Here is a 25,102-nt window from a genome sequence, read left to right on the forward strand (position 1 = left end):
GGATGGCCTTGTCGGTCAATACCGAGTTGTCATCCTCGCCGAAGCCGGTGCTGGCAAAACCCATGAACTGAGGGCGTCGGCCGAGCGCCTTGCGGCCAACGGCAAACCCGCGTTCTTCATTCGCATCGAGGATATTGACGAGACTTTTGGAAAAGCCTTCGAGGTAGGAACCGAGGAGGCATTCAATGCCTGGCTTGTCGAGTCCGGCGAGGCTTGGTTTTTCCTCGATTCCGTCGACGAGATCCGACTGTCGGCGCCTCGGCTGCGCAACCTCAGGGACCAGAAGTTCGGACTGGCTCTCATGGCAGGGCGATCGCTCGGGCTTTTGAGACGGCTCACGGGTCGGACGAGTCGCTCAAAGCCTTTCGCAACACCGTTCTCGGCGAGACCTGGGTTGAGACCGGCGAGGCAGAAGATTGGCAACGCCTCCACAACCGGCGCGAGCGATGGCAAGCTGGCAGCGTTCCTGCCGGCGGCCTGTCTTCACCGCCGGCGCCGACACCAAGGACCGCATTGAGGTTGACGTTTGGGCATGGGGCCTCGGTCTGGAAAGCTGGCTCGAGCACGTCGTGCTGGATGGGGGGCCAGGAGACGAAGCCTGCTGGAAGGCGCTCGACGAGGTGCTCGGCCGCGGGCGCAGTTCTTAGGCATCAAAAGTCTACCGTGTCTGGTGGACATGATAGGTATTTCTTAATTTGCGCCGCAGGTCCGGCGTCACGGCACGGTTGGTGAAGGCGAGGTTCCGGTCGCTGCGGCCCGCGTCCCTGCATGGATGACAAAATAGCACCTTGATCAGGATCCCAATGCAAGCAGGGTGTGATGATATGCAGCTTGACTTGTCGATGGCACGTCACCACCGTTGGGGGCGCTGGTTCGATCGACTGTGGACCAATGGTCCTGTGGCCGACACAGCGGATGGTGCCGTGGCCGACACGGCGGCTGGTGCCAGACAGCAACTTCAATTCTCTCGAAGGCTTCGCCGTGCACTGTCGAGGATGGGGCTAAGCAGATAGGCGAATACACTCTGTTCGCCATCCATAAGCATTATCTCGGCAGGCATGCCTGGGACAATCTTCACCTCACGCAAGGCTGCCAAATCTTCAGGAGCGACTTCTACTTTCGCGAGAAAATATAGCTGACCCGTTTTTTCATCGGCCATCGCGTCAGCCGAGATCGAGCGCAGCTTGCCATGAATGAGCGGCAGGTTCCGTTGCCTATAGGCGGTCAACACCACGCGGGCCGACATTCCGGGTCTAATGCGTTCGATGTCCGTGGGACGCACCCGGGCGTCCACCACCAAATGGTTGCCGTCCGGCACGATATCGAGCAGTGGCTGTCCGGGTGCCACGACGCCCGCCTCAGTATTGACCCGCAGATTCATCACCGTGCCGTCGATCGGCGCACGAATGACAGTGCGAACGAGCATGTCTTCGCGCGATGGCAACTGCCCCTTGATTTCCGCCATAACCCGGCGAATTTCGGCAAGGTCCGCACCGATCTTCTCCTGGCGTTCCTCGCCAAGCGTGACCAGTTGCAGACGCGTTTCTCCGATCTCTTGTTCGTCCTCGGCGATCTTCGCATGATTTGCCGCCTTGGTGGCAGTAACCTCGGCGCGCCCGCGCCGCAGCGCCAACACCCGCGGCTTGCGTTCGAGCCCCTTGTCGACGAGTGTCTGGACACCTAATATTTCTTCATCGATAAGGGCGACCTGCTCGTCTTCCGCAGCAATCATCTCCTGAAGTCCGGTGTTCTGCTCCTGCAACTGACGAACGCGGGCGTCGAGTATCTGTGTGCGCCCCTGATGCGCCGCGCGCCGGCTGACAAATAACTGCCGTTGTCCGTCGATTATCTTCTGCATTCGGTTCGAGTTCTTGAGGAAAACTTCCTCGGGGAAGCTTATATCGACGGCACCGGTCCGTTCCGCCTCGAGCCGTGCTTCGCTTGCTAGCAGATTCAACAATCGCTCCTGAAGCTCCGCATTGAGTGCCTTTGCTCTGGTATCATCGAGCGTGATGAGGGGCGTTCCGGCCTTCACAAGGTCACCCTCCCGAACATGGATGGTTTGAATGATCCCGCCTTCGAGATGCTGGATGGTTTTTCGATGTCCGTCGGGACTGAAAATGCCCGGAGCCAGAGCTGCGCTGGCCAAAGGGGCAAAGACACTCCAGCCGCCAAGGACCAGCACAAAGAGGGCCATCGCCACAACGCCCAGCCGGCGTGGGATGCGCGTGATGCCGGCGAGAGATATCGCATTACCTCTTCTCCGGGATGCAGCTCCTGAACGGAACAGCCGTATGAGCACCGCAATCGCGAGAAGCGTCGCGCCGCTAACCGCTAGCATGATGACGGTGTCGTTCGGCTCGACGCCGTAGACCGCCAATTGGCGATGTATGGCAGCGACAAGGGCGATGAAAGCCGATTGCAAAACTTTGCTTATGTCGGAAAGCTGGGTTCCCAACCAGGTGATCATCGCATGCATGGGGTTGGGGTGGTCCTGCATGGTTCACTCCGCTGCGGAAATTGTATCTTTAGAGGCAGGGGGCGAACCCGGCTGCTGAGACGGAACCGCCTGTAAAGGCAACTTCGCAGGCACCAAAGACGGCACCGGCCTGATGAGTTGGTCGCGCGGACCAAACGCCGCAAGCGCACCATGATCCAGCGCGGCTATCTTGTCGGCGGATTTCAACACGGAGGCGCGGTGGGTGACGATCAGGACCGTGACCTGGAGTTGCTTGAGAGTGGCCAAGCTTTCGATCAGCGCTCTATCGCCGGCCTCGTCCATGTTCGCGTTCGGTTCGTCCAGCACCACAAGCGCCGGATCGCCATACAAAGCACGCGCAAGGCCCAGCCGCTGCCGCTGACCCAGCGAGATGCGCCGTGAATGCAGCGTGATATCGGTTTCGTAACCGGCAGGCAAAGCGAGGATCAACTCATGCACACCGGCCATCCGGGCCGCGCGAACCAGCGCCCCGCTTTCGATTTCGCGGAAGCGAGCGATGTTTTGCGCAACGGTGCCCGGAAGGAACTCGACCTGCTGCGGCAGATAGCCTATATAGGGACCAAGATCCTCGGGATGCCAGTCGAACACGTCCGCGCCATCGAGCCGGACGTGGCCCTTCGCGGGTTTCCAGGCGCCGACAGCCAGGCGGCATAGGGTCGATTTGCCGGAACCGGATGGACCCACCACGGCGCAATTCTCGCCGGCTTCCAGGGCGAAGCGAACACCTTGGAGCAACGGCTCCGTGCTGCCTGGAGGCACGTAGAAAATATCCTCGAAGGCCAGTCTGGCTTTTGGCCGAGGAAGCGCAACGCGCTCGCTGCCATCACGATCGATGCGCTCGAATAGCTGTTGCAGATTGGCATACGCTCCTCTCGCGGCCACAAAGGCCCGCCAGGCAGCGGTGGCGCGTTCGATCGGCGCGAGCGCACGCCCCATTGTAATCGAACCCGCGATCATCGCGCCGGCCGTGATCTCGCCGGCAAGAACATAGTAGGCGCCAACGGCCAGAATCGCCACCTGAAGCGCGATGCGGACGCTGCGGGAGAGGGAAAGGATCACGGTTGTCTTGTCGTGGAGCGACTGCTGCTCGGCAGCGATCTCGGCATGGCGGAGGCGCCAGTTCTCGAACACTTGCCGCGCCATGCCGAGGGGGCCGATCGTCTCGCCGGCGTCGACGAAGCGAATGGCGTTGTCCTGGCTGACGCGCGCCTCGGCCGAGGCTTTCTTCTGGCGCTCTCGGGTCAACAGATCGTTGGTTATGGCCAGCCCGAAGAGCAGAGCCGCGCCGAGCGTGCCGACAATGCCGATGGCCGGGTGCAGAGCCCACATGAAAACCAGGAAAATGATGCTCCAGGGCATGTCGAGAAAAGCCTGGGCAGCGTCGCTTCCATAGAAGTTCCTGAGATTGCCGACGTCCCGAATCCCGCCCGGGAGGTTCTCTCCTTCCAGGCGGGCTTCCATCGCGCGCTTGAGTACCGGAGCATTCAACTCGCAGTCCACCCAAGCCGCGACGCGACCCAGGACCATGCGCCGTGACTGTTCGAGCACGCCGTAGATGGCGGTGGCGAATAGGGCGATCACGGTCAACCACAACAGTGTGTCCAGCGATCCGGTCGAAAGCACGCGATCATAGACCTGGAGCATGTAGATCGTGGAGACGAGAAGCAGCAGGTTGAGCAGGCAACTGAGGATTATCAGCAGCGGGAACTCCCGGCGGACAGCGCTCTTCACCTGCGCAAGGCGGGAGTTGCTGGTTTGCTTAGGCATCGGTTTTGGGCTCCGGTCCCGACCTTGATCCCAAGGGTGAGAGCCCGCCCCACATGGGCCGGGCTCGTTGAGAGAGTTCAAACGGTGGCAGCATCCAGATGGATCGCGAACGGATCCGTAATGCTGTCGTGGTCACCGTCGAACAGATCGGCAGTGAAGTGCAGGTCGAGCGGTTGCGGCGAGAACTCGGTCGATACGGAGAACGTGACGGTGGGAACCTTGATGGTGCCCCTGCCCATGACGAGTTGGACCGCGTCGATATCGTTCGAGCCAAGCGGATTGCCGACCGTGAAGCTGGCCGTTGAGCTCGTAACGGTGAGATCGCCTGCCAGTACTTTCACCGGCTCGCTTACGTCGCCGTTGGCATAAAAGATGCGGTAGAAGAGATCCTCATTGCTCGGTGTGTAGCCGCCGTTCGTCTTGTTGTTGATGATCACGGTCATGCTGCTCACGTCGCCGTTCGGGTCGATCACGAAGCTCTCGTCGAACTTACCTCCAGAGGTCGTGGCACCGTCGATCCCGGCGATGGAGTTGCCCTCGAACAGGTTGTCACCAAGTCCGATGCCCGCGGTGCTGACGTTCATCTGGGCTGGGCTAAGGTAGGTTGCATGTGACTGGATGTCAGACTCGGTGTGATCGAGGAACGCCTTGATGGCATCCGGGCTGGTTGTGGCCTTGACCGCTGAGAACACGACGTCCTCGCTGCCGATCGTCAAGGTCCGTACCGGATCCGGCCCGCCGGCATCGAGACTTCCCTGGTCCGTCGAGAAGGTGGTTGTGGTCGTTGGGGGGGTTGTGACGGTGAGGTCGTAAGTGTCGTCTGAATTCATCGTTAGCGTAAATTCGACGGTGTCGTTCGTGCCGTCGCCATTGAAGTCGGCGGTGATCGAGCCGTCGAAGGATCCGTCCAAATTATCTGTGAACGAGCTATTGGTGGCCGTTGTCGTGACGATGCCGTGGCTATCGATCTGGAAGCTGTCGAAGCTCGCGCTTAACGAGCCGAGGCCGTCGGCGCCTGGATCGTGGGTCCAGGTGCCCTGGGCACCGTTCGTGTAGTCACCGTGTGCAACGTCCGCGACCGCGATCACCGGCCCGTCGTCGAAGAACTCGAGGTGCGCACCGACTGGCACCGCCGCCGTAACTGCATTGTCGACCGCGAACCCGCCGATGCTGAAGTGAATGTTCGAGCCGAGAGGCTGGGCATTCTCGACCAGAACGCGGTTATGATCACCGTCGGTCTCGAATTTGATCACGTCGCCATCATGCACACCCGCCACGATCACGCCCGTGCCGTCGCCGTCGAGCGTGAATGGGACCTCGCTGCCGTTGATGTAGACATGAGTGATCGTGACGTTAACATCATCGGAGTCGCCGAGCCCCGGGAAATAATTGGCTCTAGCTTCGACATCCGTAGTGTACGCCGTCAGCTTGACCGAGACGCTGGTACCGCCGGTCAGCTTGACGATGGTGAGCGATGCCGCATCCGATTCCTGCAGGCCCGTGAATTGAATATCGTTGGTATTGATCGCTTCTTTGTGCGTCAGGTTCGGAGCGAGGAAGTCCGCATTCATACCGGTCACGTAAGTGAAATACAGACCTGTGCCGGCGCGCACATCCTGCGCGTCGGTGCCGAGCGTGGTGGCGCCGCCGCCCTTGCTGCTATTGACGGTGTGGCTGATTGAGGTGCCACTCACCAGCAATGCGTTAGAGGCGTTGCCAAATGCCATGAAAAGATTGTTGCCGGAAGGCGCGCCGGCAAAACTAAAGTTCTGTTCCCCGGTGGCGGCAGCGCCCAAGGTATTTGGCAGCGTCACGATATCGTCGGGATTCGGATTGGTGGGATGCGCCAACGGTTCGAACAGCACTGTCCAGAGCTGGCCACCGGTGATCACGTTGTTCTGGTCGGTGACTTCCTCAAGATAGACCGCGAAAACGATCTGGCCGCCGGCATCTGCTGTTGTCCCGGAGCCCTCACGGCCGAGGAGGACATTGTCGTTGTCGGGATCGGTGTAGAGGAAAATCTCATTGCCGTCGAGCGTCCGCTGGCCGCTGTCGAGGCCGTCGACCGGCGCTGGGTTTTGGCCGTTCGAATCGAGCGTCACGAAACCGAGGCCTTGAACCGGACTCGTCGCATTGGTCAGCGTGATATCGACATCCTCGTCGCCAGCGATTTGGATCGCGTCGGCGTCTACCGTTAAGGAGTCGGAAGCCAGAGCCGCGTTGATTGCGGCAAGAGCACTGGCATGGTTTGTCTGAAAACTGAGAAGGGTGATGTCGTCCTGTTGCAAGCCAGGCGTTTCATCGATTGATGTCGTGCCAAGCACGTTGATGGTAACAGCCATGATCGTTCTCCACTTGGAATGCGACAGGCGCAATGCAGCCCCAACGCTGCTCGCCACCCGGCCGCGCGAACGCGCATCCGCTGACTTGCGTCAGCGCCACGCATTTCAGTTAAAACGAATTTTGATCAGTGAATTGGCTCAGGGGCAGAGGATATTGCGGGGGAGCCGCCACTCTCCCCCTCCCATGCCCCATTAGGCATTTCTGGGGGGATGCGTCCTGTGCGCATCGGGAACCCGCCCACGGCGGGCGCCAAGACTCAGCGATGAGGGCATACTTAACACCGCCCCTCCCAACAGGCATTGACTGCCTGTATCTCCATAGCCCACGCACGAGCACGTTCCCGCAATCAGCACGAAAAAGTTTACGCCAATTTGTGGAAAATACAACGCGATGCATTGATTTTCGGAAAAAATTGTGAAGTAGCAATAGTCCCCCTGGAACAGGGGCTTTAGTCCAAGTCGTTCGTTAGCTCGCGGCGGCTGACTTGACTGCAGCGCTGGCGTAACAACGAACAGACTCGCCGCAGCACCAAAAATGATCGAGTGAACAGGGGCATTGCCGGTTTTTCAACCGTCACTGCGGCGTTTTAGCCGAACGCCTCGCCGATCCTCACCGCCTCGGCCAGGCTTTCAGATCGTCGAAGCCGAGCAACCGCTCGCGCTTCAGGATGAGACCGCCGCCGCCGTCTCGGTATAGAGCGTGCAAGACGGTCCTCGCGATGGATGAAGGCGGTGCAAATCATCACCGGGCAGACCAGCACGCAGTCACCACCAGTTCCGGCGTCTTCATCAAACGGACCCCGAAGCCGCCGGGTTGGACGCGATCATCACGCCGGTTGAGCGCTCAAAGGGCTTCGACCTACTACGGGAACGCGTGGAGTGAAGCAACGCATCCTCTGATACATAGATCAAACCTGGCTCTACAACCCATTCCCCAGGGTGAAGCGATTCGAGATCATAACGCCCATCGGCAAGCCGCGGTAGAAGTCCAAGATAGTGATAGCGATTGCCACCGCAGTCTGCGACCGTTGCAAATATTGGCCAGTCTCCGAGATGACCGATGACCACATTTTCGCTGGGGTGCTCGGCGTCGGGTTCCAAAACCACAAGCGTAGAGCATTCAAATGAATTTTTTCCAGCCCAAAAGGCATCCGGCCTATTCCTTACAAAAGGACATGATGCCAGTATGCTCGCGGGATCCAGCCTTATCGTGAGCTGCTGCGTCACTGTAGCGAGCACACGTCTGTGGCGGCGGCTGCCGGCGGCGCCACATTATATTGTCGATGGCGAGACCGCTATCACTTTCAGGGCGGGCTAGCGATGGTGTCCTTCCAAGGTGAAGATAATTCCGGCGTCCTCAAACGCATGGCGATGGCCGCTATGTTGTGGGCACGCGGTTCTCTAATAGCCGTTCTCAAAATCGCTGATCGTCATTTCGCTAAGATTGGCCTTTGCGACAAGGCGCCTGCGACAAGTTGAGTAGGGCGCGTGCTGCTCTCGATTGATCTCCTGAGAATAGGATTCGGCTGTTCATAGGAGGCGACGAATAGAGGTTGTGCTGCCGGCGGCTGATCGTCTTTCGCAACTCGCCGAAGGCGGACAGGCTGGCCTTTTTGGCCGTCCATCAAGGCCGTTGCGCGTGTAGTCGCCCGGGCACGTTGAATGCGACCATAGATCGGGTCGCCGGCAAGTACAACCTCAATAAGCGCCCCGCGACAACGGCGCTGACGCAGTAGGAGGTGCATCTCTGTCGCGGCGTCTCGTTTCTAGGGCTAAATGTTTGAGTGGGTAAAAGGTGACCATGGTTCAGACGATCAGCCAATCATTAAAATGGAATTCATAGATCTTGCCGTCGCTCTACCGGTAGAGACCTCCCCCCAGGTCCCCCCAGCCATCCGCTCTGGTCGGCGGCTGATCTAGGCCCATGCCGCCTCGCTGTAGCCTCTTGCGGGGGGCGAAGCGCGTGATCTCCCGATCCGCACCTTCGGACTTCTGCGATCACGCCATAGGCTAGCGCGATCCCGGCAGTAAACAATATATCTACAAGCGGTCGATTCCTTAGGGATGTAGCCGCTCCCATCGAGGTCCGTCGCGTGGGGGCACGCGGCGGACTGCTGGTGGCCCATGCGGCCGATATAGCGCCGGCATTATGGAGCGTCGCCCCCGGCTAAGCTGGAGGGATATTCACGTTATGATGGAAAATGTTTTTGGGGTCATAACGCGTTTTCAACTGCCGGAGCTTTGCGAGATTTTGCCCATAGACAGCCAACGCTGCCGCGCCGGCCTCCTCGTCTGCGCCTAAGTAGTTGGCATAGCGGCGCTTGCCAGCAAATGGCTGCACGGCATCGAAGCTAGCGCGTCCCCAAGCGGTGGTGCGATCCCCATCGGCCTTGTCCATCCATTGGCCAAGCACGAGTGCGTTAAAGCCGGTGTCCCGGAGCGCGAAGGCGGTAGCATCTACTGGAATGCGCGCCGCCAAGCCGTGGAAACCTTCCAGCAAAATCGAACTTGTTGGAACTGGGCAGCACTCATATGCGGTTACCAAAGCCTCAATCGCGTCGTCCTCAAGGTGCGGAAGAAAAGTGGATTTCCAATAGTTGAATGCTCCGGAAGGAAAGCCCGCGTCCAGCATTCCATTGAGTTCGACATAAGGTATCGGCCCAAGCGCGTCCACCGCAACGGTTCCAAGGCTCCGAATCCGGCGCCCAATGGCCTCAGCATCTTCTGCGGACCCGATATGGCAGGAAACGATTGCAGCGATCGGGGTGCCCGACCCGTCTGGCGCAGTCGTTAAGCCAGCGACCAGCATGAGGTCGTCCGAAGCATTATGAGCGAGGTCGCGGAACCCGCGAAGGACTTGCCTCGCTTCTTTGAACGGAAATGCAACGATTCCCCCGTACACGACTGGTCCCACGGAATGCAGGCGGAACTCGAAGGAAGCGGCAACACCGAAGTTACCACCGCCGCCACGTACCGCCCAGAAGAGATCGGGATTTGCGTCTGCGCTCGCCTTCACCACGGAACAATCGGCGAGCACCAGATCGACAGAAATCAGATTGTCGAGCGCCATTCCGTATTTTGGCATAAGCCATCCAAGGCCGCCGCCGAGGGTAAGCCCGGCAACCCCCGTACTTCCGATCACACCTCCAGTGGTCGCCAGACCATGGAGTTGGGTCTCTCTATTGAACTCTTTCCAGGTTACTCCGCCCTCGACGACGGCGGTCCGGGCGGCAGCATTCACGTGCACGCCTTTCATCAAGGAGAGGTCGATCATGAGGCCATCGTCGACCACAGCACGACCCGCGACGTTGTGGCCGCCGCCGCGTACGCAGATTTCCAAACCGGTCGCTTGGGCGTGCCGGACGACGTCAACGATGTCGGCGATACCCCTGCAACGGGCGATGACTGCGGGGCGGCGGTCCACCAGGCCGTTGTGGATCCTCCTGACCTCATCGAAGGTGGGCGTACCCGGCTGGAGAACTGATCCGAGAAAACTGCGCGCAAGTTGTGTTGGGACTTCCATGACGCTTCCCCTCTTGTCGGGCGACCGCTTTCCTACGGAGGCCACGGTGACGCCGGGGAACAAAGCGTGCCCTCCGCACGGTTGAGCGCCGACCAAACAGATCATGATCTCAGCAGGGGCCCGATGCAACTGTGACCTAAATTGGAAGCCCTTCGAGCAGGCCGCTCATTCCATCCGCTATATCCGCTCGACCTTCGCACCCGAGGATGGGCCGCCGCGTATGTGCCTGTTCGACGCAGCCTCCGACGCGGAGGTGAAGCGGCTGAACGTGACGCCGGACTCCCCTACACCCGGGTGGTTCCCGCGCTTGACCTCGCGCCCTAAGGCGGTCCTTCCGGGGGACGTTGTGAAAGGACCGCCTGCGAGGTAAAACCGATTATGGACCGCCAACATCATATTCTCGAAAGGCAACACGCCTCTGGTCGAATTGCGGCGGATCGTCCCCGACAGCAGCACACGACCTGGATCAGCTCTTGGTGATCTTCTTGTTGTCGCTGGGCACATCGGCGATCATGGCCCGTAGGCCAGCATCGCAAAGCGTGCTGCCGGTCGGATTGGCGGATTTCAGTGGCCACGATGCGCCTGAATAACCATCGGCCCAATCCACATTGTTCAACTGATCGGACCACCAGTGGTCCTCCTGCTGGCTGATCTGCTCCGACTTGGCGATCATCGCCTAGGCTCGACTGGACGTCGAAGTGCCGCGATCTCGCCAAGGCTGCGCGCGAGCTCGACGTCGAAAGCGCCATCACCGACGGCGAGATCGTTCTGAACGACGCCGGCCTGTCCGATTTCGGGAACTTCGTAAGGCGATCACAAAGCGGCAGCACGACCGGCGTCAAGGGCTGAATGAACGAGAACCGATCCCTGCCGGCACGCATGCGCATGGCAGCCCACGCAACTCGAATTTGATTCAATATCGCACAGTCATTTGGGTTCCGTTAGCAGTTGCTGAAATACCTTGCCGCGATTAAGGATTCGCACTACCCCGTTCTCGCAGCGTTACACGTCCTCCGGTTTGACACAGGGGTGCCGAATGCGCGATATTTTGCTTTTCATCCTGGTGGTGCTTTTACACTTTCCAACTGTATCGCATGCCTCCGCCATCCACGACGCCGCCACGAAGGGCGATGTCGCGGCGATCACAGCAGCGCTCGACGCTGGTGCCGCCGTCGATCAGAGCGACGGGCGCACGACACCACTCTATCTTGCGGTCAAGGGCGGTCCCATTTTGCGGCGGCAAAACTGCTCATCGAACGCGGTGCCGACGTCAATGCCGCCCCGACGCCGCTTTTGGGACCTCCCCTCATGCCGGCTTTGGCAAAACGCAGGGTCGACTTGATCAATCTGTTGCTGCAGGGGGGCGCAAATCCAAATGCGCAGCGCGGCGGTGAATCCGCCCTTCACATCGCCGTCAGATCCGGCTGTCTCGATTGCGTGAAGGCACTGGTCGAGGCCGGCGCCGATGTGAATGCGAAGACAAAGGACGGCAAGACACCGCTCCACATGGCAAAATTCAAGGGGCAACATGAAGTTGCCGCATATCTCTTGTCGCACGGCGTCGTCTTGCCAACGCCAGCCCCTATCTCGATGAAATTGTCAAATGCGGATGTCGAGAAAGGCCGAACCTACTTCACCCATGTGTGTCACGGTTGCCACAATGCCGAGCCACAGGGAGAGACCAAGACGGGGCCCAACTTGTGGGGCGTCGTCGGCCGCGACAAGGCATCCATGGCAAGTATGCGTTACTCCGACACATTGCTGGGCTGGGAGGGTGTATGGACGTATGAGGACCTGAACACATATCTCTTCGGGCCCATGCTCACAACGCCGGGCGTCAAGATGGAGACGCCCGGTGTCCCGGACGAGACCGAACGGGTCAACGTGATCGCGTACTTGCGCACACTCAGTGATAAGCCGATCCCGCGGCCCTGAATCCCGTCATCCCGGTCAGATCCCTTTGTAAAACCGCACCGGAGAAGCCCGTCGAAGCGCATCGGACCCCACGGATTCGCATGGTCGTTTCAGTTCCGTTAGCATTTGCTGAAAGATAACCTGGAGCAGCCTGGCGCACCTCGTTAGCATCTATTTAGTAACTGCTAAATTTCGAGACATTTGGATTGTCGAAGCTCAACTACCGCATGCCATTATCGGGCGGTTTCTGATTGGAGATGCTTCGATGCGTGCTCAAACTTGGATCAGGGATGTGCGGCTCGGTGACGCTGCGGCCTTCACGTAAGGGCCGCGTTCGCCCGCAATCACGGGTAATTTCCAGAGAGGAATTCGCACCAATGCCCAAGGCGTATATCGTCGCGAGTATCAACGTCACCGATCAAGACGGTTTCGAAGAATATAAAAACGCGGCAGTGAAAGTTAGAAAGGAGACCGGCGGCACATTGCTGGTGAACGGCGGCCGGACTGAAGCTATCGAAGGCACGTTCCATAACCGCATCGTGGTCATTGAGTTCGATAGCATCGAAGCGGCTCGCGCGGCGGCAGCGGGTTACTTAGCTTTGCGGCATACGCGCGGCACTTCGGCCCCAGATTACGATTCAGTCATCGTCGAAGGCAAATAGCCGCGAGCGAGATCGTAGGTGCGGCGGGGTCGGGGTCGGAACAAGAACTGCGCAAAATCGTCCGCTAAGAGCGAACGGAGCGAGAACCCGAATGCGACATTGGTCGCCTTGCACTTGAGCTCGGTCGTCGGCATGTTGTCGATCAGATCGGCGCCGACGTCGGAACGTTCGCGCTCTATGCACAGAAAGAAGAAACCCGTCGCGATCACGCCCCGCGATTGATGATGTATCTCTCTATGAGGCCCCACTCGTGATCCTGACGCGCAGCCGGGCGGACAGTAGTCTGCGCACATGGGGCTAAAGCTGCGTGAGAAGAGCGGCTTCAAGGGGGCAACTGTCGCTGTCGCCCGCAAGCTCGCTGTCATCATGCATGCGATGCTAGAATCCGGTAAGTTGTTCAACCGGGAAGAAGCTAAGTGGCCTGACCATAAGGAAGTTCGAATGCGCCTACCCGAGGCGTAACGAGACGTCCCTGCCAGGACGTGGGCGGAGCCATTCCGCTGTGTCAGTTGCATCGTTGGCGTCACAACGCTCGCGATTGCGTTTCAAACCTTGGAAGGCTCCATCCCTCGCGAAGCCCATCATGCGGCGGCTTCATGTTGACCGCGAAGACGTCCGTGCTCCCGGCAAACGACGCCTCAATACAAATTTGGGCTTGCATTTCGGTCCGCGATTAGACGACTGACCCACTACCCAATCCCGACTAGGCTACATCCTTGGGTTCCCCACGAGCAGCGTGGAGTTCCCGATCCGTTTTAAGCAAGATTTTGGACAGCTCTTGTCCTGACCCCGACCCGGCGGGAATTCCGAATTGCCGTTCCCGCGAGCTGCTGGAATGCCGAGACGCGAAAAGGGGAAGTCGGCGTTTCGGCGCCGGTTTATTTTGATTGTCGGTGCTGCTTCGATCAGCCGTCAGGATGCGACAGCCCTCATCGTCTTGGCTAGGACTAGGGCGGTGAGGGCCGTAGGCGTTCGTACAAGCTGATGGCGCAGATGCGTGAGGTCTTGCGCAGTGCGGCGAAGGCATGTCGCGGGGGCAAGTACTTGGGCCCGACACGACCAGCAGCCACCGAAGTGCCTCGACTACTCGATCCGAAGCGCTTCAATCGGATCGAGACGAGAAGCCTTCACGGCGGGGTAGTAACCGAAAAAAGTCCCAACAAGTGCAGCGAAAAGCACGGCGGCGATGACCGCCTCCGGCCCAATAAAGACTTCCCAGCTAGCCAGCGAGAAAAGCATCGCGGCGGCCACGATACCAAGCACCGTGCCAAGGACGCCTCCCCCTAGACTTAATACGAGGGCTTCGGCCAGAAATTGCCGCCGGATATCGCGCCGACGCGCTCCGAGCGCAAGGCGCAGCCCGATTTCGCGTGTACGCTCGGTGACCGAAACGAGCATAATGTTCATGATGCTAATCCCGCCGACCAACAGGGACACTGATGCGATGGCCGCCAGCAGAAAACTCAGTGTCCTTGTTGCCTCGTGCTGGGCTGCCATGGCCGCAGCTGGATCCCACACCCGGAAATCGTCGGGTGCGTCTACAGAGAGGTGATGACGGTCCCTAAGAAGTCCCGCGATCTCGGCCTTTGTAGTCAGCATCACGTCAGCATTGGCCACCTTCACCAGGATGGAGTTCAAGGAACCACGATTGACTTGGCTCGCTCCGCCGAGCAACCGCAGCTTGGCAGTCGATATCGGCACGAAGATCACATCGTCCTGATCGTTTCCGGCGCCGAAGGGCCCCCCTTTGGCGGCGAGCACGCCAACAACACGGAAGGGCACGTCACCTATGCGGATGATATCGTCTCGTGCATCGGCATCCGCGAATAAAGCTCCGGCGACGGTGGCGCCCAGTGTAGCAACTTTCGCGGCGCTCTGGATTTCCATGTCAGTAAACATGCGGCCCTCCTCGGCCTGCCATTCTCGGGCTGTCAAATAGGCCGGCAGGGTTCCGACGACGACTGTGTTCCAGTTGCGGTTTCCGTGTACCACTTGCAGAGTGCCGCGGACGGAGGGGGCGACTGAGACAACTCCAGGAACTTGAGCGCCGATCGCAACCGAATCGTCTTCGGTCAACGTATGGCGAGTGCCGCCAGCAAGGCGGGCGCCCCCCTCCTGAGCAGCCCCTGGGAGCACCATCAACAGATTGGCGCCAAACGTGCGAATTTGTTCTTCAACACGCAATTGGGCACCGGCGCCAACGGCGACCATTGCTATAACCGCGGAGACGCCAATGACGATGCCCAGCATTGTAAGAAGGCTGCGCATCGGGTGCGCCCTCAACGCACCCAGCGCGATTAAAAGGCTCTCGCTCAACGGCATCACCCAGGCATTCTGCTGACGAGGGCTGATCGGGCTTCGCCGATCATATTGTGGCTGACGACCCGCCCATCGCGCATGGAAACAATTCGGTTGGCGTGTTGGGCAACGGAGAGGTCATGTGTGATGAGGACAATGGTTCTCCCGCTTCCATGTATGAGCTTGAACAGCTTGAGGATCTCCTTGCCTGTCTCGGTGTCAAGTGCGCCGGTTGGCTCGTCAGCGAGCAGTATGAGTGGATCACCGACTAGAGCGCGTGCAATTGCCACCCGTTGCTGCTCTCCTCCTGACAGTTGCTGCGGCCTGTGACGGAGCCGGTGCGCGAGGCCGACTGACGCTAGTGCCGCTACTGCTATAGGGTGACGCTCTGCCCGGCTCAGCCCGCGGTAGATGAGAGGAATCGCGACATTCTCCGCCGCGGTGGCTCGGGGCAACAGATTGAAACCCTGAAAGACGAAACCGAAATGCCGGTTGCGGTGTGCCGCCAATCTGTCATGACCAAAAGTGGCAACGTCTTCGCCGTCAAACCAATAGCGTCCGCCCGTCGGCCGATCGAGAAGGCCCAGAATATTCATCAAAGTTGATTTGCCTGAGCCCGATGGCCCCATGATGGCGACGAACTCGCCTTGTTCGATGGTTAGATCGACATGGTTGAGAGCTCGTACAGGGGCGTTCGTGGCGCCATAGACGCGCCCAATGCCTGCTATTTCGATTAGGGGTGCCATCAAAAGCCCAGCCGTAGTCCAAACAGCGTTCTTCCATCGGGAATGGGCTGACTTCTGATTGCAACCTCTTGACCCTCGGAAAGCGGCCCGGAAACCACTTCGGCTATATCGCCATCGCTCGCTCCGATTCCGATCGCTGCCCGTTGCAGATCCAAGGATTCGCCGCGCACCCAGACATGGGCGGGCCGTCCTGCCGATGCGATAACAGGTTCATCCCGATTTGACGCTTTCACAGGCTCGCTCTCGGGTTCGAAGCGAAGGGCGGTATTCGGCACTAGAAGTACGCCAGACCGTTCGATGGTTGAGACTCGCACAACAGCGGTCATTCCGGGCAAAAGGGCGAGATCAGAATTCGGAGCCGTTATGACGACGCTGTATGTGACGACGTTCTGGACTGTTTCCGGCGCGCTATGAATCTCGACTACATGCCCGGCAAACGAGCGATCGGGATAAGCGTCGACCGAGAACCGGGCCTTCTGCCCTATCTGGATCTGCCCAATATCCGCTTCGTCGACATGCGCGTGGACTCGCATCTCACTGAGATCGTGAGCAATGGTAAACAGCGTCGGCGCTTGCATGCTGACGGCGACGGTCTGCCCAAGTTCTACGCTGCGCCCGATGATGATGCCGGCGATCGGCGAGCGGATGACAGTGTGCTCGAGGTTTATCTCCGCCGTGCGCAGTGCCGCCCCGGCTATGTCAATCGTTGCTTTTTCGACCGTAATATTGGCGCGTGCCGCGTCCAGCTCGCTTTTCGCTGTCAACAGCTTGGCCCGCGCTTGGTCAATCTCTTGGGTAGATATGTTTCCTTGTTCCGCAAGAGTTTGCTTGCGTTGATGACCCTGGAAGGCCTCCTCGTAGCGCGCGTTAGCGCCCGCTAGCGTGGCGAGCGCCGACTCGTGTGACGCCTCGGCGTGAGCCAATTGAGCTTTAGCTTGAGCGACCGCTGCCTGCAGAAGTTTGTCATCGAGCTGCGCCAGTGGTGCGTTCGCCGCCACCTTGTCATTGAAGGTCGCGTAAAGTTTAACTACTTGGCCAGACAACTGTGAACTGACTTCTACCGCGTCGATGGCGTCGATCCGTCCTGTGGCAATTGTGGAGACCTCAAGGTCGCCTCGCTGAACACTGGCGAAAAGATAAGGGCTGTTACCCGGCGTGCTGGCACCGACATAGGTCCGGCTCAGAACAACAAGCCCTCCGGCAAGAATAAGCGCGGTCGCGACCACAATTAGGAACTGCGAACGCTTTGGAAAAATCCTCTTCTCGTCATAACCGGCTTGTCGGCTTGTGGTCACACCGGGCCCTCCCGAAACGCGAAAATCATCTTTTTGCACCCTGTCACGGAGTTGACCGCTTATCCGAGGGTAGCATCTGCGCGACTCTCGAGGTAGCTCTACGCAAGCTTAGGCACTTGGAGGGCTTCTCGTCGAACCAGATGACTGTCGCCCCGGTGGAGTCACGTAGAGACCGCCCACATCAGCCGGCTTTCGGCGACGAAGTCGGGGTCGCCGAGATCGATCCTGTTGCTCGTCAACGTAGACGAGTTCGGCCGCGACTCGATCCGCTCTTCCGGCATTCAACCCCGCCCGGCGAAAGTCTGGTTTGAGAAGGAACCACAATAATAGCAGCCGCGATCGATCGCATCGAGCGCCCATCGACGGTGTCACAAGCACGTGCGTGCGGTTAACGTCGCGCCGCTCGTGTTGAGCTCTCATGCACCAAACTGTCCTTCGGTCCACCCCGGCCTTTACTGTCTAAGGTATCATCCCAATGGTGAATCCACGAGGGTGAAACTACCCCGAAAGCGGTACGACGCAATTGGGACAAAATTCCACTAGGCACCCCGACTCAGCCGGCATAGGCTGCCGATGGCGTCAATAACGACGTCGAGTCAAAGGGAGGAACAAGATGCGAATGTTGGTGATCACTGTTTGTACAGCCGGCCTTTTGGATCTCTCGGCAAGTGCGGCGCTCGCTGGCGAGGTGAAGGGTCCTCCGGGCACTCTAAACAACACCAATCAAACGGGTGCTCTGGATCACGCTAACTCGGCTTGTGCCGCTAGTGGATTGAATGACTTCGACCTTTCCGACCCAGATGGGCAGATCGAGTCGCAGGTTCAGACTGCGGCCGACTCTTGGAAGTTCTATGATTTGCCGAAGGGCTCCCCGGGCACGTTGGGACTGTGCAAAGGTGGTGGCGCCAACTTGGAGCGCACAAAGTAGTTCAGACATGCATGGTTGGTCCACGTCAGGATGAATTCAAACACGGGTCGAGGCAACGCCCCGACCCGACCCGTTCGTTTGTTTAGTGTCCGGACACTTCTTCAGGGATCGCAGAGCTCTGATCGTGAGGCGGATGGAGGCGAGCTCCGGTGCCCGACCAGTCCTATCCCAATCAACGCCAAGGACTTGCAGTCGGCTCCTGCACAGAACTAGACTAGCAGCGCTCGGCAAAAGGCCCGCCGGAATGCGGTGCGCGAACCATGGAAGCCCGGCACGGTAAGCTGCATGGCATCGTCCAGAAAGGCGGCGAAGCAGCGCCTCCGCAAAGCCGATTGAGCGTTTATCGGTGACCTGGAGACGCGCTATTTCAGCACGGCGCTCGGTCACATCGGCGGCAACCGAATGAGCAAGAAGCAGGAGGCGATCGGCAGGACGGTCGCTCCGTTCGGTGCGTTCGAAGACGTGGTGCCAGCCATAGAAGGCTTCGTGCGCACCTATAATCACACTGCGCAGGGCAAGAAGAGCGCGCTCAAAGGAATGTGCGCGAACTGAAGAGCGGTCGGTTGTTCAGGGTGCGATATCGGTCGGTGGCCGTCATTGGACATGCCCGGAATCGCAGGCTTACCAGTACGAGGAGATTTGGGTCCGTGTGCCGCGAATTCTTTGCCGTTGTCGATATAGAGCGACTGCGGCATGCCCCACGCTTCGATCATGGCCGCGAAGACTTCGATCACGTCGCGGTTTTGCACGCCGCCGCGCTTTTCGAAAAAGATCAGCCCCATCCAGAGGCGCTGCGTCGCCCAGTCTAGGAAGCCGATCAGCCTAGCAGTGGCGACAGTGCCGTCAGGACGAGTGAGGTGAATGTCGACAGGGTGAACATCGCCGACCACCAGCTCCATCGGCTGCATGCAGGCGACGGTGCGGCGGATGCGCAGCCGGCGATCATCATAAGCCTTATGGTCGCGCTTAAACCGGTGGACGTTTCGGAAGTGGAGTTCCGCTGAGACGAGGCCGGTTGGGATAGAACAAGCGCGCTCCAGCACGTCAGGATCGCCGTGACGGAGGCCCCAGGCCCGAGTCGCGTAGATCAGGAACTTCTCGGCTTCTTGCAGGGTGTGGCCCCACGACATGCCTCCTTTGAGCAGGCCGCGGATTTCCTGCTTTAGGTCCTCCGCGATCTTTGCCTTGGTAGATGCGTCGAAGGGGACCAGCTTGTCCCACCTCCGGCTTACGACGACACGCTTCTTGCCCCTGTCCGATCGACCATGCCGTCCGACCTTCATGCCTTCGTCAAAACGTGCGGCATGGCGCTGCAGCGTCCGCAGGGAATAGCTGACCGCCGTGCCCTCCCAGTTCCGCGTTGGGTTGTCTGCTAGCTCGGCCAGGGCGTCGGTGCGGGCAGTCTTTTGACCGGATGCTGAAGCGCTGGCCTCAGGTAATCGAGCCACCATGTGTGCTCTGCCGTCCTGCCGGTGATTGGTTTCGAGTGGTTTTCAACGAGGGTTTGAGAGACCTTTAAGCAGTGCTGGTATTCGAGCGGCAGGGACGCGGAATTCACCTGATATTGCTCCCCGGCGTTCCCGCCGCGCCGACCATTGTCCTTCCGCACTTCGAGCGGATTCTTTCGCCAGCGACGCTGACGAAGAGCGCGGTGAGCGACTTGTCGCCCAATGCCGACCAGCGCAGCAAACTCAACTGTGGGCAGCCACTCACTCATAGCTAGCAACCTGGCGTCGACGCGGGGCAATTCGTGAGGATTTTTGCTGGGATATGGCCGAATGGAAAGTATAAAGAATACCGGCTCTATTGCTTCGCCGACGCTACAGCGGCGGCAGCGTCCCGAGATCATTTCGAGGGCGTCATGTTCGACCCGAAGCGTGATCGGGAAAACGGCAATGTACGGGGCGTTTGGCGCCGCACCGGTGAGTATAGGCGCATCCTTGATCTCGGTCCGCTCACCGTTCCCGAGATCCTGCGCAATTAGGGGCAAGGAATGTGCGGTCGCTACACCAGATACCTGACCTGGTCCGAAATCCACCGGCTATACCGTCTGACGACGCCGACGGAGATCGGCCGCAACGACGCTCCTCGCTATGACATCGCGCCGACCGAGGAAGTACCTTTCGTCACCGCAGGCGAGGAAGGCAATCACAAGCTCCGCGAAGGTCGCTGGTGGCTCGTGCCTTTCTGGGCGAAAGAGATGCCCAAGGCGGCGATGTTCAACGCCAGGATCGAAGGCGTCGATACGGCCCCGGCCTTCCGGGACGCGTTCAAGTCGAAGCGCTGTCTGATCCCGGCCTATGGCTTCTACGAATGGACCATCTCGCCGGCCGACGGCAAGAAGGATCCTTGGCATATCTATCTACCAGGCCACGTTGCTTGCGGCGGCCCACCCCGCCTGCCCGGCCGGCGCCTAACGTCCCAACACACCCGCCACAGGCGCCGGCCACCCTGAAATGCCTATTGAGTAGACCAGACTGCCGATCGGCCCCGCCGGGGGTGTAACAGGATCCCCGCATTCGGATGCCGCAAAGTGCGATCGGCGCGCCCATTAACCACCTTCCTGGATGGAATGGACCCCAAAAGGCATGCTGGGGGTTTACGTTGCATGGAAAATCACCAGCACAGATTCTACTGTCATGTTGAACGCGACGGATCGTGGGGAGTTTGGGATTGCGTCGCCAATAGGCCGGCAAGGTAGGGCGGTGGCGACCTTCTCGGGTGCACTCCCCAAAGGGCTCAAGCTGCGGAACACGTCCTGACGAGAATTTACGACGGCGGACTTGATGCCGTCGCTATCCGCATCGCGGGCATTGTCAGTTCTTCGGGTTCGGCGTGATCGATCTCTGCCGCTAGGCGCTACCCAGCCTTGAGAAACATGCATCCGCAATCGACGTTCGGAATGTGCTTCGTCAGACGCTCGACTTCTCAATGACCGCCTTAGCTAGAGCTTCGCCTTCGTGGATCCGTTAGGGGCCATAGAGGCCAAGGACGGCTTCCGCGGATGGCAGCACGCCGGGCGAGCATACGCTTTTTTACTCGCTTATGTCTCGAACTGGCAGAGTTTAATTTGAATTGCTGTGTATTTCCGCTGTTGTCTTCAGGATGGGCGCCATGCCCCGAACATCCTTCGCCAAAGAGCTCGAGAACGCCGCCGACAGCATCGCCGACATTTCGCGAGCGCATCTTCAGATCATGCTTCGGCGCGCTGCATTGATGCTCCGGAACGTCGCCGGCCTCAAGCTAGAGCCAGCCATCGAGGACGCGCTGAACTCCATCGCCGCAGAGATGAACATCGGCCGGTCGGATCTCATTCAGATCGTGTTGCGTGAGTGGCTGGAAACGAACGCTTATCTGCCGGTTCAGATGATCGATGAGGAGAAAGCGAGACGGAGGGCAGCGCATAGGCCCGTACTTCCGTGATCACGCAATAACGCACAACGCCGAATCGGCCCATGTCTTCGAATGCGGCGGACCTGATCGTCCGCTTGGCCGGCGCCGCACAGTCCAAACAGCTCCCACCTGGCGCGCCGGCCATTTTATCCGCGCGGGAACTTCCAGACGCTGGTGACGTTCGCTGGGATGGCTCTTGTCACCGGGTTTGCATCTGCAGTGGTTGTTTTGCTCATCGTGCTGCTGTTCACCCATGCGGACCGAGACCTGCAAAGCTCATTCTGTTTCATCGGATATGTCACCGACTGCGCCGAGGGCTTTAGGTCTTCGTTTTGTAGCGCAATGATCCTGTGGCTGAGGGCATTATTCCGCCGTCGGCGGTCGAATGGCCCGGCTGTGTTCCACCGGATGAACTCGACTTCCTTCCCAGGTGTACATCATGCCGCCTGTTGGCTGCGATCAAGAATTGTCGGTTTCGTACGAAGCAGAGTTCTGTACGATTCCAACCCTTTAACTTTGAACGTCCATGTTTTGTAATTTGCCGGCTGAGGGGACGCCGTACATCGAATCGCATTTCACTGTCAATCGCGCGCTATAGGGCGTAGGCTCATTAAATCGTCTGCACGTTTTTACGGGCGCGGACGGCAAGGAGATTGTAAAGCTCTTGCCCCATTGAGCTATCACCAATCCAGTGAATGATTCCTATAAAAACGAATTGCTGCGTCGGCTCAACCCCGATGACCTAGCGCTTTTGCAACCACATCTTGAGCGATGTGGTCTCAATTTGAGAATGAATCTGGAGACGGCGATGTCGCGCTGCATGTTATGCGTGGCGTCCAAGAGCTCGTTCATTTCGACCATCTCGTGAAGGCGAAGAATAAGGCCATGCGGAAGCTTGCAGGCGACTATGACAGTGGCGGACATTGTTGTACTCCGATTGATGGAAAGTGGTTACAGGCAAGCGCATCTTCGACCGCGCGATACGGGCAGGGAAGCAGTGACACATTCTCGGTGAGCTTCGGCCGATACCCCGTCGTGGATGGGTCTTGACGCTCCGAAAAGGGATTCCTAGATCGTTGGAGCCGGCCGCTAAACAGGGCCGGTATGGTCAGGGAGCGCCGCTTCTTGGCGCTCCGCGTACCCATGTTGCTCAATGGAGGATATGGCTATGAGAACAGCATTCGATTTTTCCCCATTCTATCGGTCGAGCATCGGCTTCGATCGTGTCTTCGACCTGCTCGAAAATGCGAGCCGAGTGACCACCATCGACAACTGGCCTCCTTATGACATCGCGAGGACCGATGAGGACAACTACCGCATAACCATGGCGGTGGCCGGCTTTAGCCCCGACGAACTTTCGATGACGCAGGAGCAGAACATGCTCGTTGTATCGGGCCAGAAGTCTGGCGAGGACACCGGCGAATACCTGCATCGTGGCATTGCCGGGCGCAGTTTTCAGCGCAGCTTCCAGTTGGCCGACCACGTGAAGGTCACTGACGCACGACTGGAAAACGGACTGCTGACGATCGATCTCAAGCGCGAAATTCCCGAAGGCATGAAGCCGCGCCGGATCGAAATCGGTAGCGTCAAAGCCACGCCGAAGGTCGCGCAGCGCAAAATCGAGGCCGAACAACACGCTGCCTGACAACTGAAGACATGAAAGGAGAATACGATGAGCGTACGTGATCTGATCCCTTGGAGCCGCAACAACGGCAACCAGCTTCCGAGCGTCTTGCGCGATGCCGATCGTGACCCGTTCCTGTCATTGCACCGCGAGTGAATCGGCTGTTCGATGACGTTTTCCGCGGCTTCGACAGTCGCCTGCCGGCTCTCGACGCCTTCCACTCCTTCGGCGGGGGAGGCTGGCCCAACGTGGAAATCTCCGACAGCGAGAAAGAAATACGTGTCACGGCCGAGGTCCCAGGCCTCGAGGAGAACGATGTTGAGGTCCTGCTCGAAGATGGAGTGCTGACGCTGAAGGGTGAGAAACGCTCCGAAACGGAGGACAAAAACCGTCAGTTCTCGGAGCGCTTCTACGGCCGCTTTGAGCGCCGCATTTCGCTCGGCCACGAGGTCGAGGACGACAAGGTCAGCGCCGATTTCAAGAATGGCGTGCTGACCGTCGCTCTGCCAAAGACCGAGCGCGCGCAGGCGAAGGCGAAACGCATCGCCATCAACGGCAAGCATTGACTACGATGCTGGAGGCGGTCTTGCCGCCTCCAGCATCCCTCTTCAGGCAGGAGAGGAACTTCACTTCGCAGAAAAATCGGCCGGCTCTGGACTTCGCCACTATCGTCGCAGGCTCGCGATCGTGTTCTCTCGCTGGTTGCTCGGCTATGCCGGGCGAAAGGGCCTACGTGGTTTGCGTTGTAGGCCGCGATCTGGGCGCGTTGGAGTTCAGCGTCTGACCTGAGGCCGTGGCTCATACTGGCAGAATGCCAGCACCGCTCCTGCGGCTGCGCGGGCAGCGAGGAACCTATCGGAACGATCATGTGCGATGTGAGTTAACCATGCAGAGCGGTCGATTCCTTAAGGGGATGTAGCCGCTCAAAGGGGCCCGCTGCCTGTTCCCTCCGGTAGCGGGTCTTTACTTTTGACTAGCCCCTACAAAGACCGAAGCATCCCCTGCTCCTTAGCAGCCTCCTCAAAGGCCTTCTGGACATCCTGGGGTGACGCTCGGTGCTCGAACCAGTCGATGCAGAGCTGCACAGCCTTGTTCCATTTCGGTCCCTTCTCGGGCCACTTCATGAGTTCCTCAGCGGCAGCCTCGACGTTAAACGCCTAGCGTGATGCCAACCTTCTCGGTCCTGACGGGAACCACAGGGCTGAACCAATGGAGTGCCATTAGATGAACCTCCCGGTCGAGACCCTGCGCTTCAGGTCTTCGGCATTCAGTAGGTCGACCAGATCGTCGGCATACTCCATGGCGAGGCCTGTAGCTGGCCAACCATCATGAGAAACCGCTGCCCGGTGAACACGTCGAACACCGTCCAGGTCTCGTCCGGTTCTCGCCTTAGGTCATACCGCTGCTGTGCCATACAGGGTAATTTAGGTTTCCCTTATGGGCCTCTTCAATGGCTTCGACGCGGGGAACGCCTACTCGTCAAATGAGCGATGCTCAGCCGCACCGAAAGGTCGGTGGCATAGGTAATCTCCAGGCCGACTGCTGGGTGTCCCTCGGGCTCAGCGGGTTTGCCGGTCTGTCGGTCGACCACTGTCCACCCCTTCGGGTCCTTCTTCAGTTCGTACCTAGGTCCCATTCGATGCCTTGTTGTATCTGCGCTTAAATTCATCGAGCAAGGACCGATGCTTCTGGGGAAGATCGTCGTCAATCTTCAAGCGCAGAAACTGTCGAAGGTGGTTGCGAAACACCTTCGAATTGATCCAACGGCGAATAAGCCCGGCTATGGCTGATTGTCGGGTTCGGTGACGTTCTTCCAGGGAGCCTGCACGAGTGGTCGGTTAGACCGAACTCGTGGGTATCTTGATGGTTCCTTATTCGTGGAGATCGAACAGGACGGCCTTTCCAGTCTTTGAGGCCATTAGGACCACCTTTTCACATAGTGGGTTGTCGTCGCCCAGTTCGTCCAGCTCGTCCTTAAGATCAGGGCGCTTCGTTCGGATAAACGCGACGGCCTTCTTAAGGGAGATGACGTTGCCTTGAATGGCCGCGTCTATGGCATTTTGAATGACTTCGGTGGATTTCAACAGGCGTTCCATGCGGGTACCTCCCA

Annotated in this window: 18 protein-coding genes and 4 pseudogenes; 11 read left to right on the forward strand and 11 right to left on the reverse strand. The window is 59.0% G+C overall.

All coding sequences use genetic code 11. The features are described 5' to 3' along the window. Positions 1-293 precede the first annotated feature (293 nt). Positions 294-605: pseudogene (locus tag A9K65_RS35505) on the forward strand (terminase gpA endonuclease subunit); the annotation flags it as partial. Between the two features lie 353 nt (positions 606-958). Here A9K65_RS35505 and A9K65_RS32820 read toward each other — a convergent pair. The 5 genes from A9K65_RS32820 to A9K65_RS32845 form a co-directional block, all read right to left on the reverse strand. Further along, the gene (locus tag A9K65_RS32820; protein WP_064994390.1) at positions 959-2,500 is read right to left on the reverse strand and encodes an HlyD family type I secretion periplasmic adaptor subunit; all 1,542 of its coding nucleotides are present in this window, start codon (positions 2,498-2,500) and stop codon (positions 959-961) included. Positions 2,501-2,503: 3 nt separating this feature from the next. Then, entirely contained in the window at positions 2,504-4,267 is a 1,764-nt protein-coding gene (locus A9K65_RS32825) for a type I secretion system permease/ATPase (protein ID WP_064994389.1), read from the reverse strand. Between the two features lie 77 nt (positions 4,268-4,344). After that, positions 4,345-6,609, reverse strand: a complete 2,265-nt coding sequence (locus A9K65_RS32830; protein ID WP_064994388.1) for a hypothetical protein — start codon at positions 6,607-6,609, stop codon at positions 4,345-4,347. A 2,167-nt stretch (positions 6,610-8,776) separates the two neighbouring features. After that, positions 8,777-10,132, reverse strand: a complete 1,356-nt coding sequence (locus A9K65_RS32840; protein WP_064994412.1) for an FAD-binding oxidoreductase — start codon at positions 10,130-10,132, stop codon at positions 8,777-8,779. Between the two features lie 466 nt (positions 10,133-10,598). Further along, the gene (locus tag A9K65_RS32845; RefSeq protein ID WP_064994385.1) at positions 10,599-10,805 is read right to left on the reverse strand and encodes a hypothetical protein; all 207 of its coding nucleotides are present in this window, start codon (positions 10,803-10,805) and stop codon (positions 10,599-10,601) included. Between the two features lie 363 nt (positions 10,806-11,168). On the opposite strand from A9K65_RS32845, the gene A9K65_RS36325 reads away from it, so the two are divergent. The 4 genes and pseudogenes from A9K65_RS36325 to A9K65_RS32865 all read left to right on the forward strand — a co-directional run. Further along, positions 11,169-11,474: a hypothetical protein gene (locus A9K65_RS36325; RefSeq protein WP_245322237.1), complete on the forward strand. Its 306-nt coding sequence runs from the start codon at positions 11,169-11,171 to the stop codon at positions 11,472-11,474. Beyond that, the gene (locus tag A9K65_RS32850; RefSeq protein WP_245322238.1) at positions 11,471-12,067 is read left to right on the forward strand and encodes an ankyrin repeat domain-containing protein; all 597 of its coding nucleotides are present in this window, start codon (positions 11,471-11,473) and stop codon (positions 12,065-12,067) included. The genes A9K65_RS36325 and A9K65_RS32850 overlap by 4 nt, the downstream gene beginning before the upstream one ends. Positions 12,068-12,423: 356 nt before the next feature. After that, on the forward strand, positions 12,424-12,708 hold the full coding sequence (locus tag A9K65_RS32855) for a DUF1330 domain-containing protein (RefSeq protein ID WP_064995506.1): 285 nt from the start codon (positions 12,424-12,426) through the stop codon (positions 12,706-12,708). A 232-nt stretch (positions 12,709-12,940) separates the two neighbouring features. Beyond that, positions 12,941-13,170, forward strand: a pseudogene (locus tag A9K65_RS32865) (hypothetical protein); the annotation flags it as partial. Positions 13,171-13,791: 621 nt separating this feature from the next. Here the strand turns inward: A9K65_RS32865 and A9K65_RS32870 are convergent. The 4 genes from A9K65_RS32870 to A9K65_RS32890 all read right to left on the reverse strand — a co-directional run bounded on the left by A9K65_RS32870 (position 13,792) and on the right by A9K65_RS32890 (position 19,426). After that, positions 13,792-15,030: an ABC transporter permease gene (locus A9K65_RS32870; RefSeq protein ID WP_064995504.1), complete on the reverse strand. Its 1,239-nt coding sequence runs from the start codon at positions 15,028-15,030 to the stop codon at positions 13,792-13,794. Beyond that, entirely contained in the window at positions 15,030-15,752 is a 723-nt protein-coding gene (locus tag A9K65_RS32875; RefSeq protein WP_064995503.1) for an ABC transporter ATP-binding protein, read from the reverse strand. The genes A9K65_RS32870 and A9K65_RS32875 overlap by 1 nt, the downstream gene beginning before the upstream one ends. Further along, on the reverse strand, positions 15,752-17,047 hold the full coding sequence (locus tag A9K65_RS32880) for an efflux RND transporter periplasmic adaptor subunit (RefSeq protein ID WP_064995502.1): 1,296 nt from the start codon (positions 17,045-17,047) through the stop codon (positions 15,752-15,754). The genes A9K65_RS32875 and A9K65_RS32880 overlap by 1 nt, the downstream gene beginning before the upstream one ends. A 1,428-nt stretch (positions 17,048-18,475) precedes the next feature. Then, positions 18,476-19,426, reverse strand: coding sequence for a hypothetical protein (locus A9K65_RS32890; RefSeq protein ID WP_086081390.1), 951 nt, complete (start codon positions 19,424-19,426; stop codon positions 18,476-18,478). A 410-nt stretch (positions 19,427-19,836) separates the two neighbouring features. Here A9K65_RS32890 and A9K65_RS36585 point away from each other — a divergent pair, with 410 nt between their 5' ends. The 6 genes and pseudogenes from A9K65_RS36585 to A9K65_RS32910 all read left to right on the forward strand — a co-directional run bounded on the left by A9K65_RS36585 (position 19,837) and on the right by A9K65_RS32910 (position 23,558). Then, positions 19,837-19,959: a hypothetical protein gene (locus A9K65_RS36585; protein ID WP_280953821.1), complete on the forward strand. Its 123-nt coding sequence runs from the start codon at positions 19,837-19,839 to the stop codon at positions 19,957-19,959. 9 nt (positions 19,960-19,968) lie between these two features. Next, the gene (locus tag A9K65_RS32895; RefSeq protein WP_084015728.1) at positions 19,969-20,430 is read left to right on the forward strand and encodes an SOS response-associated peptidase family protein; all 462 of its coding nucleotides are present in this window, start codon (positions 19,969-19,971) and stop codon (positions 20,428-20,430) included. Between the two features lie 659 nt (positions 20,431-21,089). Then, positions 21,090-21,398: a hypothetical protein gene (locus A9K65_RS32900; RefSeq protein WP_064993509.1), complete on the forward strand. Its 309-nt coding sequence runs from the start codon at positions 21,090-21,092 to the stop codon at positions 21,396-21,398. Between the two features lie 649 nt (positions 21,399-22,047). Continuing rightward, positions 22,048-22,182, forward strand: a pseudogene (locus A9K65_RS36330) (Crp/Fnr family transcriptional regulator); the annotation flags it as partial. Between the two features lie 354 nt (positions 22,183-22,536). Next, complete coding sequence (locus A9K65_RS32905) at positions 22,537-23,013, forward strand: Hsp20 family protein (RefSeq protein ID WP_064993502.1); 477 nt, start codon at positions 22,537-22,539, stop codon at positions 23,011-23,013. 27 nt (positions 23,014-23,040) lie between these two features. After that, positions 23,041-23,558 (forward strand): annotated as a pseudogene (locus A9K65_RS32910) (Hsp20/alpha crystallin family protein). A gap of 414 nt (positions 23,559-23,972) precedes the next feature. On the opposite strand, the gene A9K65_RS36335 reads toward A9K65_RS32910, so the two are convergent. Beyond that, positions 23,973-24,116 carry a DUF982 domain-containing protein gene (locus tag A9K65_RS36335; protein ID WP_245322239.1) on the reverse strand — a complete coding sequence of 48 codons (144 nt, stop codon included), beginning with the start codon at positions 24,114-24,116 and terminating at the stop codon, positions 23,973-23,975. Between the two features lie 747 nt (positions 24,117-24,863). Then, complete coding sequence (locus A9K65_RS32935; protein ID WP_064993500.1) at positions 24,864-25,088, reverse strand: hypothetical protein; 225 nt, start codon at positions 25,086-25,088, stop codon at positions 24,864-24,866. Between the last annotated feature and the right edge of the window lie 14 nt (positions 25,089-25,102).

The organism is Mesorhizobium sp. WSM1497, assembly GCF_001672455.2.
GTDB classification, from domain to species: Bacteria; Pseudomonadota; Alphaproteobacteria; order Rhizobiales; family Rhizobiaceae; genus Mesorhizobium; species Mesorhizobium ciceri.

Excerpts from the sequence above, each read along its gene's own strand:
- A9K65_RS32855 (WP_064995506.1), top strand. The coding sequence starts at position 12,424 with ATGCCCAAGGCGTATATCGTCGCGAGTATCAACGTCACCGATCAAGAC.
- A9K65_RS32935 (WP_064993500.1), bottom strand. The coding sequence starts at position 25,088 with ATGGAACGCCTGTTGAAATCCACCGAAGTCATTCAAAATGCCATAGAC.
- A9K65_RS36325 (WP_245322237.1), top strand. The coding sequence starts at position 11,169 with ATGCGCGATATTTTGCTTTTCATCCTGGTGGTGCTTTTACACTTTCCA.
- A9K65_RS32830 (WP_064994388.1), bottom strand. The coding sequence starts at position 6,609 with ATGGCTGTTACCATCAACGTGCTTGGCACGACATCAATCGATGAAACG.
- A9K65_RS32875 (WP_064995503.1), bottom strand. The coding sequence starts at position 15,752 with ATGGCACCCCTAATCGAAATAGCAGGCATTGGGCGCGTCTATGGCGCC.
- A9K65_RS32900 (WP_064993509.1), top strand. The coding sequence starts at position 21,090 with ATGCCCCGAACATCCTTCGCCAAAGAGCTCGAGAACGCCGCCGACAGC.
- A9K65_RS32870 (WP_064995504.1), bottom strand. The coding sequence starts at position 15,030 with ATGCCGTTGAGCGAGAGCCTTTTAATCGCGCTGGGTGCGTTGAGGGCG.
- A9K65_RS36335 (WP_245322239.1), bottom strand. The coding sequence starts at position 24,116 with ATGAAGTGGCCCGAGAAGGGACCGAAATGGAACAAGGCTGTGCAGCTC.
- A9K65_RS32895 (WP_084015728.1), top strand. The coding sequence starts at position 19,969 with ATGTGCGGTCGCTACACCAGATACCTGACCTGGTCCGAAATCCACCGG.
- A9K65_RS32840 (WP_064994412.1), bottom strand. The coding sequence starts at position 10,132 with ATGGAAGTCCCAACACAACTTGCGCGCAGTTTTCTCGGATCAGTTCTC.
- A9K65_RS32905 (WP_064993502.1), top strand. The coding sequence starts at position 22,537 with ATGAGAACAGCATTCGATTTTTCCCCATTCTATCGGTCGAGCATCGGC.
- A9K65_RS32890 (WP_086081390.1), bottom strand. The coding sequence starts at position 19,426 with ATGGTGGCTCGATTACCTGAGGCCAGCGCTTCAGCATCCGGTCAAAAG.
- A9K65_RS32820 (WP_064994390.1), bottom strand. The coding sequence starts at position 2,500 with ATGCAGGACCACCCCAACCCCATGCATGCGATGATCACCTGGTTGGGA.
- A9K65_RS32825 (WP_064994389.1), bottom strand. The coding sequence starts at position 4,267 with ATGCCTAAGCAAACCAGCAACTCCCGCCTTGCGCAGGTGAAGAGCGCT.
- A9K65_RS36585 (WP_280953821.1), top strand. The coding sequence starts at position 19,837 with ATGTTCGACCCGAAGCGTGATCGGGAAAACGGCAATGTACGGGGCGTT.
- A9K65_RS32845 (WP_064994385.1), bottom strand. The coding sequence starts at position 10,805 with ATGATCGCCAAGTCGGAGCAGATCAGCCAGCAGGAGGACCACTGGTGG.